This is a genomic window from Phascolarctobacterium succinatutens YIT 12067 (assembly GCF_000188175.1).
GTDB lineage: Bacteria > Bacillota > Negativicutes > Acidaminococcales > Acidaminococcaceae > Phascolarctobacterium_A > Phascolarctobacterium_A succinatutens.
The window spans coordinates 1-12,809 of record NZ_GL830871.1 but is presented as its reverse complement, the minus strand read 5'-3'; the positions used below and the strand labels follow the sequence as shown (position 1 = coordinate 12,809).

At 49.4% G+C, this 12,809-nt stretch carries 13 protein-coding genes and 1 other annotated feature; of the genes, 12 read left to right on the top strand and 1 reads right to left on the bottom strand.

Going from position 1 to position 12,809, the window contains the following annotated elements; genetic code table 11:
• Positions 1–28: 28 nt before the first annotated feature.
• Positions 29–220 (bottom strand): 50S ribosomal protein L28, encoded by a 192-nt coding sequence (gene rpmB, locus HMPREF9443_RS03465; RefSeq protein WP_021719311.1) that lies wholly within the window; start codon positions 218–220, stop codon positions 29–31.
• Between the two features lie 120 nt (positions 221–340).
• On the opposite strand from rpmB, the gene recG reads away from it, so the two are divergent.
• From recG to HMPREF9443_RS03405, 12 genes are all read left to right on the top strand, one after another.
• Complete coding sequence (recG, locus tag HMPREF9443_RS03460; RefSeq protein ID WP_009145123.1) at positions 341–2,401, top strand: ATP-dependent DNA helicase RecG; 2,061 nt, start codon at positions 341–343, stop codon at positions 2,399–2,401.
• Positions 2,402–2,416: 15 nt separating this feature from the next.
• Positions 2,417–3,115 carry a TVP38/TMEM64 family protein gene (locus tag HMPREF9443_RS03455; protein WP_009145122.1) on the top strand — a complete coding sequence of 233 codons (699 nt, stop codon included), beginning with the start codon at positions 2,417–2,419 and terminating at the stop codon, positions 3,113–3,115.
• A 64-nt stretch (positions 3,116–3,179) separates the two neighbouring features.
• Positions 3,180–4,382, top strand: coding sequence for a radical SAM family heme chaperone HemW (gene hemW / locus HMPREF9443_RS03450; protein ID WP_009145121.1), 1,203 nt, complete (start codon positions 3,180–3,182; stop codon positions 4,380–4,382).
• A 106-nt stretch (positions 4,383–4,488) separates the two neighbouring features.
• Positions 4,489–5,523, top strand: coding sequence for a heat-inducible transcriptional repressor HrcA (gene hrcA / locus HMPREF9443_RS03445; protein ID WP_009145120.1), 1,035 nt, complete (start codon positions 4,489–4,491; stop codon positions 5,521–5,523).
• 18 nt (positions 5,524–5,541) lie between these two features.
• The gene (gene grpE / locus HMPREF9443_RS03440; RefSeq protein WP_230197139.1) at positions 5,542–6,129 is read left to right on the top strand and encodes a nucleotide exchange factor GrpE; all 588 of its coding nucleotides are present in this window, start codon (positions 5,542–5,544) and stop codon (positions 6,127–6,129) included.
• A 107-nt stretch (positions 6,130–6,236) separates the two neighbouring features.
• Positions 6,237–8,087 carry a molecular chaperone DnaK gene (dnaK, locus tag HMPREF9443_RS03435; protein WP_040564982.1) on the top strand — a complete coding sequence of 617 codons (1,851 nt, stop codon included), beginning with the start codon at positions 6,237–6,239 and terminating at the stop codon, positions 8,085–8,087.
• A 254-nt stretch (positions 8,088–8,341) separates the two neighbouring features.
• Entirely contained in the window at positions 8,342–9,493 is a 1,152-nt protein-coding gene (dnaJ, locus tag HMPREF9443_RS03430) for a molecular chaperone DnaJ (protein WP_009145117.1), read from the top strand.
• 49 nt (positions 9,494–9,542) lie between these two features.
• Positions 9,543–9,650 (top strand) — a sequence feature (ribosomal protein L20 leader region).
• Positions 9,651–9,733: 83 nt separating this feature from the next.
• A complete protein-coding gene (infC, locus tag HMPREF9443_RS03425; protein ID WP_009145116.1) occupies positions 9,734–10,237 on the top strand; it encodes a translation initiation factor IF-3 in 504 nt (167 codons plus the stop codon).
• Between the two features lie 17 nt (positions 10,238–10,254).
• The gene (gene rpmI / locus HMPREF9443_RS03420; protein WP_009145115.1) at positions 10,255–10,452 is read left to right on the top strand and encodes a 50S ribosomal protein L35; all 198 of its coding nucleotides are present in this window, start codon (positions 10,255–10,257) and stop codon (positions 10,450–10,452) included.
• A 28-nt stretch (positions 10,453–10,480) separates the two neighbouring features.
• Positions 10,481–10,834: a 50S ribosomal protein L20 gene (gene rplT, locus HMPREF9443_RS03415; protein ID WP_009145114.1), complete on the top strand. Its 354-nt coding sequence runs from the start codon at positions 10,481–10,483 to the stop codon at positions 10,832–10,834.
• A gap of 101 nt (positions 10,835–10,935) precedes the next feature.
• The gene (locus HMPREF9443_RS10860; RefSeq protein WP_009145113.1) at positions 10,936–11,862 is read left to right on the top strand and encodes an AEC family transporter; all 927 of its coding nucleotides are present in this window, start codon (positions 10,936–10,938) and stop codon (positions 11,860–11,862) included.
• Positions 11,863–11,932: 70 nt separating this feature from the next.
• Entirely contained in the window at positions 11,933–12,718 is a 786-nt protein-coding gene (locus HMPREF9443_RS03405) for a TrmH family RNA methyltransferase (RefSeq protein WP_009145112.1), read from the top strand.
• Positions 12,719–12,809 lie beyond the last annotated feature (91 nt).

Sequence of the window (12,809 nt, the reverse complement as noted above, 5' to 3'; positions counted from 1 at the left end):
ATTTGGCTTCTTTTTAAATCCGAACGGATTAGATTGCGCGGTTAACTTTACCGGAACGCAGGCAACGGGTGCAAACGTTCAAGCGTTTAACAGAACCTTCAACAACTGCTCTTACTTGTTGAATATTCGGGTTCCAAGCACGTTTGGTGTGTCTATTGGAGTGGCTGACGTTGTTGCCAGCGAGTTTTCCTTTACCGCAGATTTCGCAGATAGATGCCATTGTTTCCCACCTCCTTAAACGTGATAAGACATAAGGCACATTCAAATTTAACATGAGTATCATACCATAAAAAGCGCAGAAAAGCAAGGGAATTTTAAGATAAAGAGGGTATTTTTATAAATGTGGTGGAAAGAACCTGTAACAACACTAAAAGGTGTAGGCGTAAAAAAAGCAGCTGAGCTGGCTGCTCTTAATATTTTCAGCGTGGGTGATTTGCTGGAATTTTACCCGCGTCAGGGTGCTTATCTCGATTATGCCAAGCTCAAAACGATTAAGGAGCTTGATGTAGACAACAGTAAGCAGATTTTCAAAGCGACCGTTTATCAGGTGAAAAACGGCTACGGTGCCAGCCGTCGCAGCTATACGTCCGTGACGGTGCGTGACGAAACAGGTTATGCTACGCTGTACTTTTTCGGCGGGCAGCGCTACAAGGCGCAGAAGCTGAAGCCGGATACCGTGCTGCAGATTACAGGCCGCGTAAGGCAGGGGCGCACTACGAAGTCCGTCAGCGAGGTTGATGTGCAGCCTTTGGAGCAGGACGAGGGCAAAACGCCGGGCATTGTGCCGGTGTATGCTTTGAGCGGCAACCTGACGCAGAAGAACCTGCGTACCTGGATAAGCGAGGCGCTGCGCTTGGCAGCAGAGGATTTGCCGGAAAGCCTGCCGGCGAAGGTTGTGAGTCAATGCAATTTGCCCGACCGCTATACGGCGCTGAAAAATATTCACTTCCCGGAAAGCTGGGAAGCGTTGAGACGTGCCAAGCAGCGCTTTGTTTTTGAGGAGCTGTTTTTGCTGCAGTGCGGCTTGCTGTATTATCGTCAGCAGAGCCATGACAACAGAGAGGGTATCAAGCACGCTGCAGACGGTGCGCTTGTTAAAGATGTAATGCAGGGACTGCCCTTTGAGCTGACGGCGGCACAGCAGCAGGCATGGCGTGAGATTTCGCTGGATATGCAGGATAAAAAGCCTATGCACCGCATTCTGCAGGGCGATGTAGGCAGCGGCAAGACGGTTATCAGTGCGTTGGCGTTGGCTAAGGCGGTGGAAAACGGTTATCAGGGCTGTATTATGGTGCCTACGGAGATTTTGGCTGCGCAGCATTTTGAAACGCTGGAGCAATATCTGCAGCCTTACGGTGTGCGTATTGCTTTACTGACGGGCGGTATGCGTGCTAAGGCAAGGCGTGAGCTGCTGCTGAATCTGGAGCTTGGTCTTGTTGACGTGGTTGTGGGTACGCATGCGCTTTTGGAGGAGGATGTGCGCTTTGCCAATCTGTCGCTGACGGTGACGGACGAGCAGCACCGCTTCGGCGTAGAGCAGCGTGCGCGTCTGTCCAATAAATCAGCCAATGCTCCCGATGTACTGGTAATGACGGCAACGCCGATTCCGCGTACCTTGGCGCTTACTGTTTACGGCGATCTGGATATTTCCGTAATGAAGGGACGTCCGCCGCAGCGCAAGCCGGTGCGGACGCTGTGCTATACGGACGAGCGCCGCCGTGAGGTGTACGCCGGCCTGGTACGTCAGGTGCAGGCAGGAAGGCAGGCTTATGTTGTCTGCCCGCTGATTGAGGAATCGGATGTTCTGGCTGTGCATAGCGCACAAAGAGTATACGAAGAGCTGAAGCGTGATTTTCTGCAGGATATTCCCTGCGCTCTGCTGCATGGCAGGCTGAAGGGTGCGGAGAAGGATGCCATTATGAGCAGCTTTGCGGCAGGCGAACTTAAGGTGCTGGTGAGCACTACGGTTATCGAGGTAGGCGTGAACGTGCCCAATGCTACGCTGATGGTGATTGAAAATGCGGAGCGCTTCGGCTTGGCACAGCTGCACCAGCTGCGCGGACGTGTAGGTCGCGGCAGCGAGCAGTCCTACTGCGTGCTGCTGACGGCCGCCGATTCGCCGGAGGCACTGGCGCGTTTGAACGTACTGCATGAGAGCGAGGACGGCTTTTATCTTGCGGAAAAAGATATGGAGCAGCGCGGTGCAGGGCAGCTCTTCGGCTTAAAGCAGCATGGCTTGCCAGATTTGCGAATTGCTGATATAATGCGAGATGTTGACGTAATTGCGCAGGTTCGCCAACTGGCGCAGGCGCAGCTGCGTACGCCGGAGGACTGGGCGGAAATCCGTCGTCTGGTGGAAATGCAGTTTGGCGAACGCTTTAATATGATTTTCAATACTTAAAGAGGGTATAAATACATGAAAAAAGACTGGTTAAAAAATCCTGATGTTTGTGCTAAGGTGACGGCGGCACTTTTGCTGGTGGCCTTGTTTTTAGGTATTCACTTTTTTGCCGATGATTTCTTTAACAAAACCTTTACGCTGGCAATCAGCGGCAATGTCAACGGCCTGGTGGAATATCTGCGCTCCTTTGGACCGTGGGCGATTTTAATCAGTTTTGTGCTGGATGTGCTGATTAATGCCGGCAGCGTTTTCCCGTCGATTTTTCTTTCTACAGCCAACGGTCTGATTTTCGGCCTGCCACTGGGCATCACAATTTCCTGGCTGGCTGAAACAACCGGTGTGGTTATAAGCTTTTACCTGATGCGCTTCTTCTTCCGTGATACGGCGCAGAAGCTGATTGAAAAAAGCAACTCGCTGAAATCCATTGATGAGGCAAGCAGCAAGCACGGCCTGGAGTGGATGGCCTTCGCCAGGGCGCTGCCGTATTTTCCGTCAGGCATTTTGACGGCGGTGGGTGCTGTGAGCAGCATGAGTGCGCGTGATTACATTATTGCTAACCTTATCGGCAAATTTCCTTCTACGGCGTTGGAGGTTGTCATCGGTCATGATGTAGTTAATTTCCAGGAGCATAGCCAAAGATTAACGATTTTGATCTTGGTTGTGGGCGCTGTCTTTTTTGCGTATAAAAAATGGTTCTATAAAAAGGGAAAATAAATTTGCTTAGGCGTCGCTGCAGTAATTTCTGTGGCGGCGTTTTTTCAAGATACGGAGAGGATAAATGATGATGGAAAATAAAAATGTGCAGCCATGGAAGCAATATCAGGCGCTTTATCTGCATATACCGTTTTGCGTACAGAAATGCTTGTACTGCGATTTTGCTTCTTATGCCGGCTTTGGCGAGCAGGCAAAGCGTGATTATACCGATGCTGTGTGCAAAGAAATCGCCCTGCGTGCGGCTGAGGCGGCAAACATGGCGGCGAACGCCAGCATTTACTTTGGCGGCGGTACGCCGAGCGTGCTGCCTACGGAATGTATTGCTAAGCTGGTGAATGCATTGAAGCAGTACGGCTTTTGGCAGCAGCCCTGCGAGGCAACGATTGAGGTGAACCCCGGCACGGCGGATTTAGCCAAGCTGCAGACATTGCGCAGCCTTGGCTTTGACCGCATCAGCTTCGGCGTACAGTCGCTGCAGGATGACGAGCTGCGGGCGATAGGACGCATTCACAACGCACAGCAGGCACTGGAGGCGTTGGCATTGGCACGCAAAGCAGGCTTCGCACGCATCAGTGCGGATTTGATTTACGGCCTGCCGTCGCAGACGCTTACCAGCCTGCAGGATACGCTGGAGCGTTTGGCCGATACGGGCATAGAGCATATTTCTGTTTACGGCCTGATTGTGGAGGATGGCACGCCGTTGGCAAGCCTTGTGGACAAGGGCAGAATAACTTTGCCTGATGACGATACTGCGGCGGACATGTATGAGCTGGTGCAGAGTTTTTTGCGCGAGCGTGGCTTTGAGCGCTACGAAATTTCCAACTACGCGAAAAACGGACAGTATTCACGCCATAATACCGTTTACTGGGAATATCATCCCTACATGGCCTTCGGCGCTGCTGCCTGCGGCTTTGATGGGCAAAGACGGCGTACCGGGCTTAGTACGGTAAAGGAATATATCGGGCAGCTGCAAAGCTTCGGCGGTGACGATTTACGTGCAAGTGCATTATATAATGTAGAAAAATTATCTTGCGCAGAGCTGTTGGAGGAGTTCATGTTCATGGGACTGCGCCGCAGCGAAGGTGCGAGCCTGGCGGAGGCACGCGAGCGCTTTGGCGTTGATGTGCTGCAGCGCTTTGCCTCCGAGCTGGCGCCGCTGTTTGAACAAAAGCTTATTGCGTATGATGCAAGCACGCAAAGACTGCGCCTGACAGAGCGTGGTATGGAGGTCGGCAATCAAATATTTGAAGTTTTTGTGATAACTTAAAAATAAATAAAAAAGGTGTTGACAATAAAGTAGGCTAGTGCTATTCTAATATCAAGATGTTAGCACTCCTAATGATAGAGTGCTAACAATCAAATGAGGTGGGAATATGTTAAACGAAAGAAAGAAAAAAATTCTCCAGCTCATAATTGAGGATTATATTTCAACTGCTGAGCCTGTAGGTTCAAGGACGATTGCCCGCAAATATGATTTGGGACTCAGTCCTGCGACCATCCGTAACGAGATGAGTGACCTGGAGCTCCTGGGTTATCTGGAGCAGCCACACACCTCGGCCGGACGTGTACCGTCGGCTCAGGCTTATCGTCTTTATGTTGACTCGCTTGTTGAGCCGGGCACTCTGACAGATAATGACAGAGCACTGATTAACGGCTGGTTCAGCGAAAGACGCAGAAGCATTGATGAAATCTTCCAGTCAACGGCTAAAATCCTTTCCCGGATGACGAAGAATGTTTCAATGGTGCTGGCTAACCGTGATGCCGGTGCGTGCTTCCGTTATATGAAGTTTTTACCTCTGGATGAGCACCATGCCATCCTGTGCATTGTAACAGATGACGGCAATGTGGCCAATTGCGTGGTAGAAATTCCTTTGGGAATGCGGCCGGAGGAGCTGGACTACATGGCAGGACGCGTCAGCAGACTGCTGGAGGGCAGAGCGCTGGCGAACATTACCGAGGACCTGCTGCAGGCGGTGCATACCAATATAGCAGATGATAAGCTGCTGTTCACATCGCTGGTACAGTCCATCCGCCAGATGCGTCAGAAATACCAGCAGCAAAAGGTTTTCCTGGGTGGCACCAAGCAGCTGCTTAACCAACCGGAATTCCGCGATGTGGAGCGTGTGAAGAATCTTCTGGGTATCCTTGAAGAGGAGCGCGTAGTACGCGATTTGCTGAGGGCAGGCGAGGACAGCGGACTGAAGATCACGATTGGCAGTGAAAACAAATTCACCGGCATTCAGGATTGCAGCATGGTACAGGCAACCTACCGTCTTAACGGTCAGATAGTCGGTACGATGGCAGTTCTTGGCCCGACGCGTATGGAATACGGCAAGGTAATTACCGTAATGGATTACCTGCATAAGTATTTGAAAACGATGTTCGAGCAAAAGCCCGACAATAAATAAAACTAAGGAGGAAGAGCCTTGCAGGATAATGAAATGAAAGAAAAACAGGCTGAGCAGGAGGCTGCGGAAGCGAAGGCTGCCGAACAGGAAACTGCGGAAGCTGCAGAAGCTGAAAAAGCTGAAGATGCAAAAAATGCGGAGGAAGCCGCTGAGCCTGAGGTTGACCCGAAGGATGCCAAAATCGAAGAGCTGCAAAATCGTTTGTTGAGATTGCAGGCCGATTTTGAAAACTTCCGCCGTCGCACCAATATAGAAAAGGAACAGCTTTCTACCTTTGTAACAGCAAATGTGGTTGGCAAGTTCTTAAAGGTTTTAGATAATTTTGAGCGTGCTGAAGCAAGCGTCGAAAAGGGCGATAATGTGGATGCAGTTGTCGACGGTATGAAAAAAATCCGCCGTCAGTTTGAAGATGCCTTTAAGGATCTGAAGGTAGAAGAAATTGAAGCTCAAAATGCCAAGTTTGACCCGAACATCCACGAAGCTGTAATGCGCGGTCATAATCCGGAGCTGGATGATGAAATCGTAGATATGGTTTTCGAAAAGGGCTATAAGCTGGGTGACAAGGTTATCCGTCACAGTAAGGTAAGAGTAAACACCAACGAATAAAGCTGGCGTGCTCTTCACAATAAATTTAAAAAATATATAACATCGATTCGGTAAAAATGCGGCAGCTGCCGCATCACCGAAGGATAGTAATCAGGAGGATAAAAATCATGGCTAAAGTAATTGGTATTGACTTAGGTACTACTAATAGTGTTGTTGCAGTTATGGAAGGCGGCGAACCTACCGTCATCACTAACCAGGAAGGCAGCCGCTTAACCCCGTCTGTTGTAGGCTTTGCTAAAAACGGCGAGCGTCTTGTTGGTCAGCTGGCAAAACGTCAGGCAGTTTCCAACCCTGACAGAACCATCAGCTCCATCAAACGTCACATGGGCGAAGGCTCTTACAGAGTAACTGTCGATGGCAAAAAATATTCCCCGGAAGAAATTTCCGCAATGATTCTGCAAAAACTGAAAGCTGATGCAGAGGCTTATCTGGGCGAAACCGTATCCCAGGCAGTTATCACTGTTCCGGCATACTTCAATGACAGCCAACGTCAGGCTACTAAAGACGCAGGCAAGATTGCAGGCCTCGATGTTCTGCGTATCGTCAACGAGCCTACCGCTGCTTCTCTGGCATACGGCATTGATAAAACCGACGACCATACCATCATGGTATACGACCTCGGCGGCGGCACCTTCGATGTATCTATTCTGGATGTCGGCGACGGCGTATTCGAAGTAAAAGCAACCAACGGTGATACTCATCTGGGCGGCGATGACTTCGATAAGAAAATCATGGACTGGATGGTTGACGAATTCAAGAAAGCTGAAGGCATTGACCTTTCTACCGACCGTATGGCTATGCAACGTCTGCGTGAGGCTGCTGAAAAAGCTAAAATCGAATTGTCCGGCGTTATGAGCACCAACATCAACCTGCCGTTCATTACTGCAGGTGCTGACGGCCCGAAACATCTGGATATGGACCTGACCCGTGCTAAATTCGAAGCTATGACTGCCGATCTGGTTGAACGCACCATGGGCCCTGTTCGTCAGGCCATGAGCGATGCAGGTCTTTCCACAAGCGATATCAGCAAAGTAATCCTGGTCGGCGGTTCTTCCCGTATCCCGGCTGTACAGGCTGCTATCAAAGCATTCATGGGCAAAGAGCCTTACAAAGGAGTTAACCCGGACGAATGCGTTGCAGTAGGTGCTGCTATCCAGGCTGGCGTTCTCTCCGGTGAAGAAGGTACCGGCAACGTACTGCTGCTGGATGTAACTCCGTTGTCCTTGGGTATTGAAACCCTCGGCGGTGTATTCACCAAGATTATCGACCGTAACACCACTATCCCGACCTCTAAGAAACAGGTATTCTCTACCGCTGCAGATAACCAGCCTTCCGTTGATATCCATGTTCTGCAAGGCGAACGTGAAATGGCTGCAGACAACAAAACTCTGGGCCGCTTCGAGCTGTCCGGCATCCCGGCTGCACCGCGTGGAATTCCTAAAATCGAAGTTTCCTTCGACATCGATGCTAACGGTATCGTTAACGTAAGCGCTAAAGATCTTGGCACCGGTAAAGAACAAAAGATTACCATTACCTCCTCCGGCACCCTTGATAAGGACGAAGTAGACAGAATGGTTAAAGAAGCAGAAGCTAACGCTGAAGCTGATAAGAAACGTAAGGAAGGCGTAGAAGTTCGCAACCAGGCCGACAACATGTGCTATCAGGCTGAAAAGACCATGAAAGACATGGAAGGCAAAGGCAAGGATGAATTAATCGCTAAGGTTAAAGCTGCAGTTGACACCCTGAAAGAAACCATGAAGGGTGACGATCTCGACAAGATTAAAGCTGATACCGAAGCTCTGACCAAACCGCTGTACGAGCTGAGCGCTGAGCTTTACAAAGAAACTCAGGCACAAGAGGGTGCTGCGGGCGCACAAGGCGCTGCAGGTGCTCAGGGTGCTAAAAAAGCCGATGACGATGTTGTTGACGCTGAAGTTGTTGACGACGACAAGAAATAATCCTGTCTATAAAGCACCGTCTGCGTTGTTGAAACGCCTAGACGTACTAAAAGTACGCCGTCGTCGTTTCGCCTAGCATCTGATACCTTCTCACCAGCCTTCGGGTTGGGTGAAAAGAACCATCTGTGTTATTGATGCAGACGTAAAAAAGTAATATAATATTAGTGCCCAGCTGCTGTGGCAACCGCCATCATGCATCTGGGCATTATATGCTTAAATAATATTCGTTAGAAAAGTTTTAGGAGGCGCCTGTTTTGGCTAAGAGAGATTATTATGAGGTACTGGGAGTAAGCAAAACAGCTTCCCAGGACGAAATAAAAAAAGCATTCCGTAAACTGGCCCTGAAATATCATCCTGACCGTAATAAGGGCAACGAAGAAGCCATGAACAAATTCAAGGAAGCCAATGAGGCTTACAGCGTCCTTTCCGATGAGCAGAAGCGCCAGCAGTATGACCAGCTTGGCCCTGATGCCTTCGAACAGGCGCAGACTGCCGGCGGCGCCGGCGGTAATCCGTTCGGCGGAGGCTTCGGTGGCTTTGGCGGCGGAGGCATGGATGATATTTTCGATATGTTCTTCGGCGGCCAGGGACGCGGTCGCGGCGGCCGCGAAGCGGGCCCGCAGCGCGGTGCGGATTTGCGCTTTGATATGGAAATTACCTTTGAAGAGGCAGCATTCGGCGTAGAAAAGGAAATCAATCTGTATCGCGACGAAACCTGCGACCATTGCCACGGTGATGGTGCAGAACCCGGCTCCAAGGTTGAAACCTGTCCTGAATGTCACGGCTCCGGCTATGTACGCTTCACCCAGAACACCATGTTCGGTCAGATGGTAAATGAGCGTCCGTGCTCCAAGTGCCACGGCGAAGGCAAGATTATTTCCAACCCTTGTAAGGAATGCCGCGGCAAGGGTACTGTGAAGAAGAATAAACGCCTGAAGGTAAAAATTCCTGCAGGTGTAGATAACGGCTCCCGTCTGCGCGTAAGCGGCGAGGGTGAGGCCGGTGCTAAGGGCGGTCAGAGCGGTGATCTTTACGTATATCTGTACGTGAAGCCACACAAGTTCTTTGAACGTGATGGCACTACTGTTCTGTGCGAGGTACCTGTCAATATCGTACAGGCAACCCTGGGCGCTGAGATCAAGGTTCCTACGCTGGATGGTCAGGTAACCGTTAAGGTTCCCGAAGGCACTCAGCCCGGTAAGGTGCTGCGCCTGAAGGGGAAGGGTATTCCCAGCCTGCGCGGCGGTCAGCGCGGTGATCAGCTGGTTCGCATTAAGGTAGTTGTGCCGACTAAGCTGAACGAAAAGCAGAAGGAAGCACTGCGCAGCTTCGGTGAAATCAGCAAGGATAATATCAGCCCCGAGGAAAAGAGCTTCTTCAATAAAATCAAAAATCTTTTTAAATAAAAACTGTAAATAGCTTGACACTTATCGGGCTATGTGTTATCATATTCTAGTAACAAAGCAGAAGCCACTCGCTTCTCACCTTGCGGCAAACGCTCGACAGGGTTGGATATGATATTCATGCGGGTGGAATTTGTTCTGCCCGCTTTTTTATTTTGCTTATATCTGATATGTTACAGATTTTATAAGCAGTAATTGCTTATCTGATGTTCATGGAGGTGAATTGTTATAAGTAAGGAAAGCTTGCGTATTAACGAAGAAATTCGTGCGCGTGAAGTGCGTGTTATTGCCAATGGGGGCGAACAGCTCGGCATTATGTCCAGCCGTGACGCTCTGAAGCTTGCATTAGAAAATCATCTGGACTTAGTCGAAATTGCTCCGACAGCAAAACCGCCTGTGTGCCGGATTATGGATTATGGCAAGTATCGTTACGAGCAGCAAAAACGCGAAAAAGAAGCTCGTAAGAAACAAAAGACCTTCGACATTAAAGAAGTTAAGTTGCGTCCCGGTATCGAGGACCACGACTTCAATGTTAAGTATAAGAATGCAGTACGTTTCCTGGAAGATGGCGATAAGGTAAAAGTTACCATCATGTTCCGTGGCCGCGAACTGTCTCATCCTGAGCTTGGCGAGGTGCTGCTGAATCGTATGGCACAGCAGTTGAAAGAAATTGCCGTCGTAGAAAGAGTTCCAAAATTAGAAGGCAAAAACATGATTATGATTGTTGCGCCAAAACCTGCTAAATAATAGAGGAGGAAATCACAATGCCGAAAATGAAAACCCGTAGAGCTGCTGCAAAGCGCTTCAAAAAAACCGCTTCTGGTGAATTCAAACATTTTAAAAACTTCAAGAGCCACATTCTCGAACATAAATCTCCTGCACGTAAGAGAAACCTGCGTAAAGCAGCTCTGGTGCACAAGACTGACAAAGAGCATGTAGCAAAAATGCTCCCGTACGCATAATTAAGAGATTTAAAGGAGGATACTAACAATGGCAAGAGTTAAAGTGGGCGTAACCGCTCATCGTCGTCATAAACACATTCTGAAACTGGCTAAAGGTTACTATGGTTCCCGCAGCAAACAATTCAAAAAAGCTAACGAGCTGGTAATGAAAGCTCTGTCCTATGCTCGTCGTGACCGTCGCGCTAGAAAACGCGAGTTCCGTCGTCTGTGGATCGCTCGTATCAACGCTGCTACCCGTGCTAACGGCCTGAGCTACAGCCGTTTCATCTGCGGCCTGACTAAAGCTGGCATCGAAATGAACCGCAAAGTTATGGCTGACATGGCTATCTATGACTCTGCTGCTTTCGCTAAGCTGGTAGAAGCTGCTAAAGCTGCTCTGTAAGAGAAAAGTAAATACTGACTGGTGCGTAGGCGCTGGTCTGAGCCTGCTCCTGTGTGTGCACGGGAGCAGGTTTTTTTGTAATTTGTGAGGGGTTTAGTTTTATGTTAGTAGTTTTAAGTAAAGCCCTGGCCTTTGTGCTCATCATACTTATAGGCTATATCTGCAAACGCCGCGGCTTTTTTTCACCGACCGACTATCAGGTCGTAAGCAAAATTGTTTTGAATATTACGCTGCCCTGTGCCGTAATCAACAGCTTTGCACATTTTGAGATGGATTTTTCGCTAATCGCTGCCGTCTTTTTAGGCTTATTCGGCAATCTGATGATGCTTTTTGTATCTCTGATGCTGACACGCGGTGATACGCCGGCTACCAAGATTTTCTATATCTTCAGCCTTGCGGGTTATAATGTAGGCTGCTTTACGCTGCCGTTTGCGCAGGCCTTTTTAACGCCCTTTGCTGTAGTCGGTCTGTGTATGTTCGACGTGGGCAATTCGATTATGTGTACAGGTATGACCTATGCGCTGACGGCCTCCTGCATCGGTTATGCGGACGGACGCAAGGACAAATTCAGCATGAAGAATATTACGGACAAGCTGTTGCATTCGGTGCCGTTTGTTGTTTATATCAGTATGTTGGTGCTGTCGCTGGCAGGATTCCACTTCCCTAAGAGCGTGTATACGTTTACAGAGATTGTGGGTACAGGCAACCCGTTTTTGAGTATGCTGATGATTGGTATGATGTTTGAAATTAAGCTGGATAAGAAGGCGATGGGCTATGTCAAGGAGCTGTTCAGTGTGCGTTATGCAATATCGCTTTTATGCGCCGCTGCTTTTATTTATCTGGCGCCTTTCAAGCAGGAGATAAATTATGTGATTGCGCTGGCGTTTATGGCACCCTGCACGATTATCGGCCCGATTTTTGTAGAGAAGCTGGGAGCAAATGTACAGCTGGCCAGCCTGTTCAATTCATTGACAATCATTACCAGCGTCGTTCTTTTTACAGCTTTTTTCATTATAATAAATGGCTGATTGACGTTGGCTTAAATATATTAGTATAATAGTAGAAAAGTAATGTGACTACGTATAGAGGAGAAACAAGATGGAACTTACCGGATTGCAAAACCCAATGGTGAAGGCTGCAGCGGAGCTGAAGCAGAAGAAATATCGTCAGCAGCAGGGCCTGTTCTTGGCGGAGGGCCTGCGTACTGTGGAAGAAGCAGTGCGTTACGGCGCTGTGCAGAGCATTTTTTATACTGCGATTGAGGATGACCGCACCCGTGCTGTGCTAGAAGAGGCTGCGGCCAAGCAGATTAAGCTCGTCTGTGTGAGCGACAAGGTGCTGAAAAAAATTGCCGATACCGAAACGCCGCAGGGAATTATTGCTGTGTGTGAAATGCGCAGCAAGCGTCTGGATGAGTTTCTGGCATCCGGCAAAATGCTGCTTGTTCTGGACAGGGTTACGGACCCGGGAAATATCGGTACCATGCTGCGAACTGCGGATGCTGCCGGCGTAGGCGGCCTGCTGCTCTTGCAGGGCTGCGCTGATATTTATGCGCCGAAAACCGTGCGTGCTTCCATGGGCTCGCTATTCCACCTGCCGGTGCTGAGCGGTTTGAGCGAGGAGCTGTTGGTGCAGGCAGCACGTAAGGCAGGATACGAGCTGCTGGTTACCTGCCTGGACGGCGCGGATAATTTGTACAAGGCTGATTTGCAGGGACGTCTGGCTTTCGTTATGGGCAATGAGGCCAACGGCGTGAGTCCTGCTTTGCTGGCGGCAGCAGACAAGCGCGTCTTTATCCCTATGCAAGGACGTGCGGAATCGCTGAACGTGGCTATGGCTGCCGGTATAGTTATGTTTGAGGCGCTGCGTCAGAAGCTTAAATAATTTTTTAGTTTTTGCTTGACAAAAGTATCTCACTATAATATAATATCTATGTTGCCTATGGATGGGTTCCCGAGTGGTTAAAGGGAGCAGA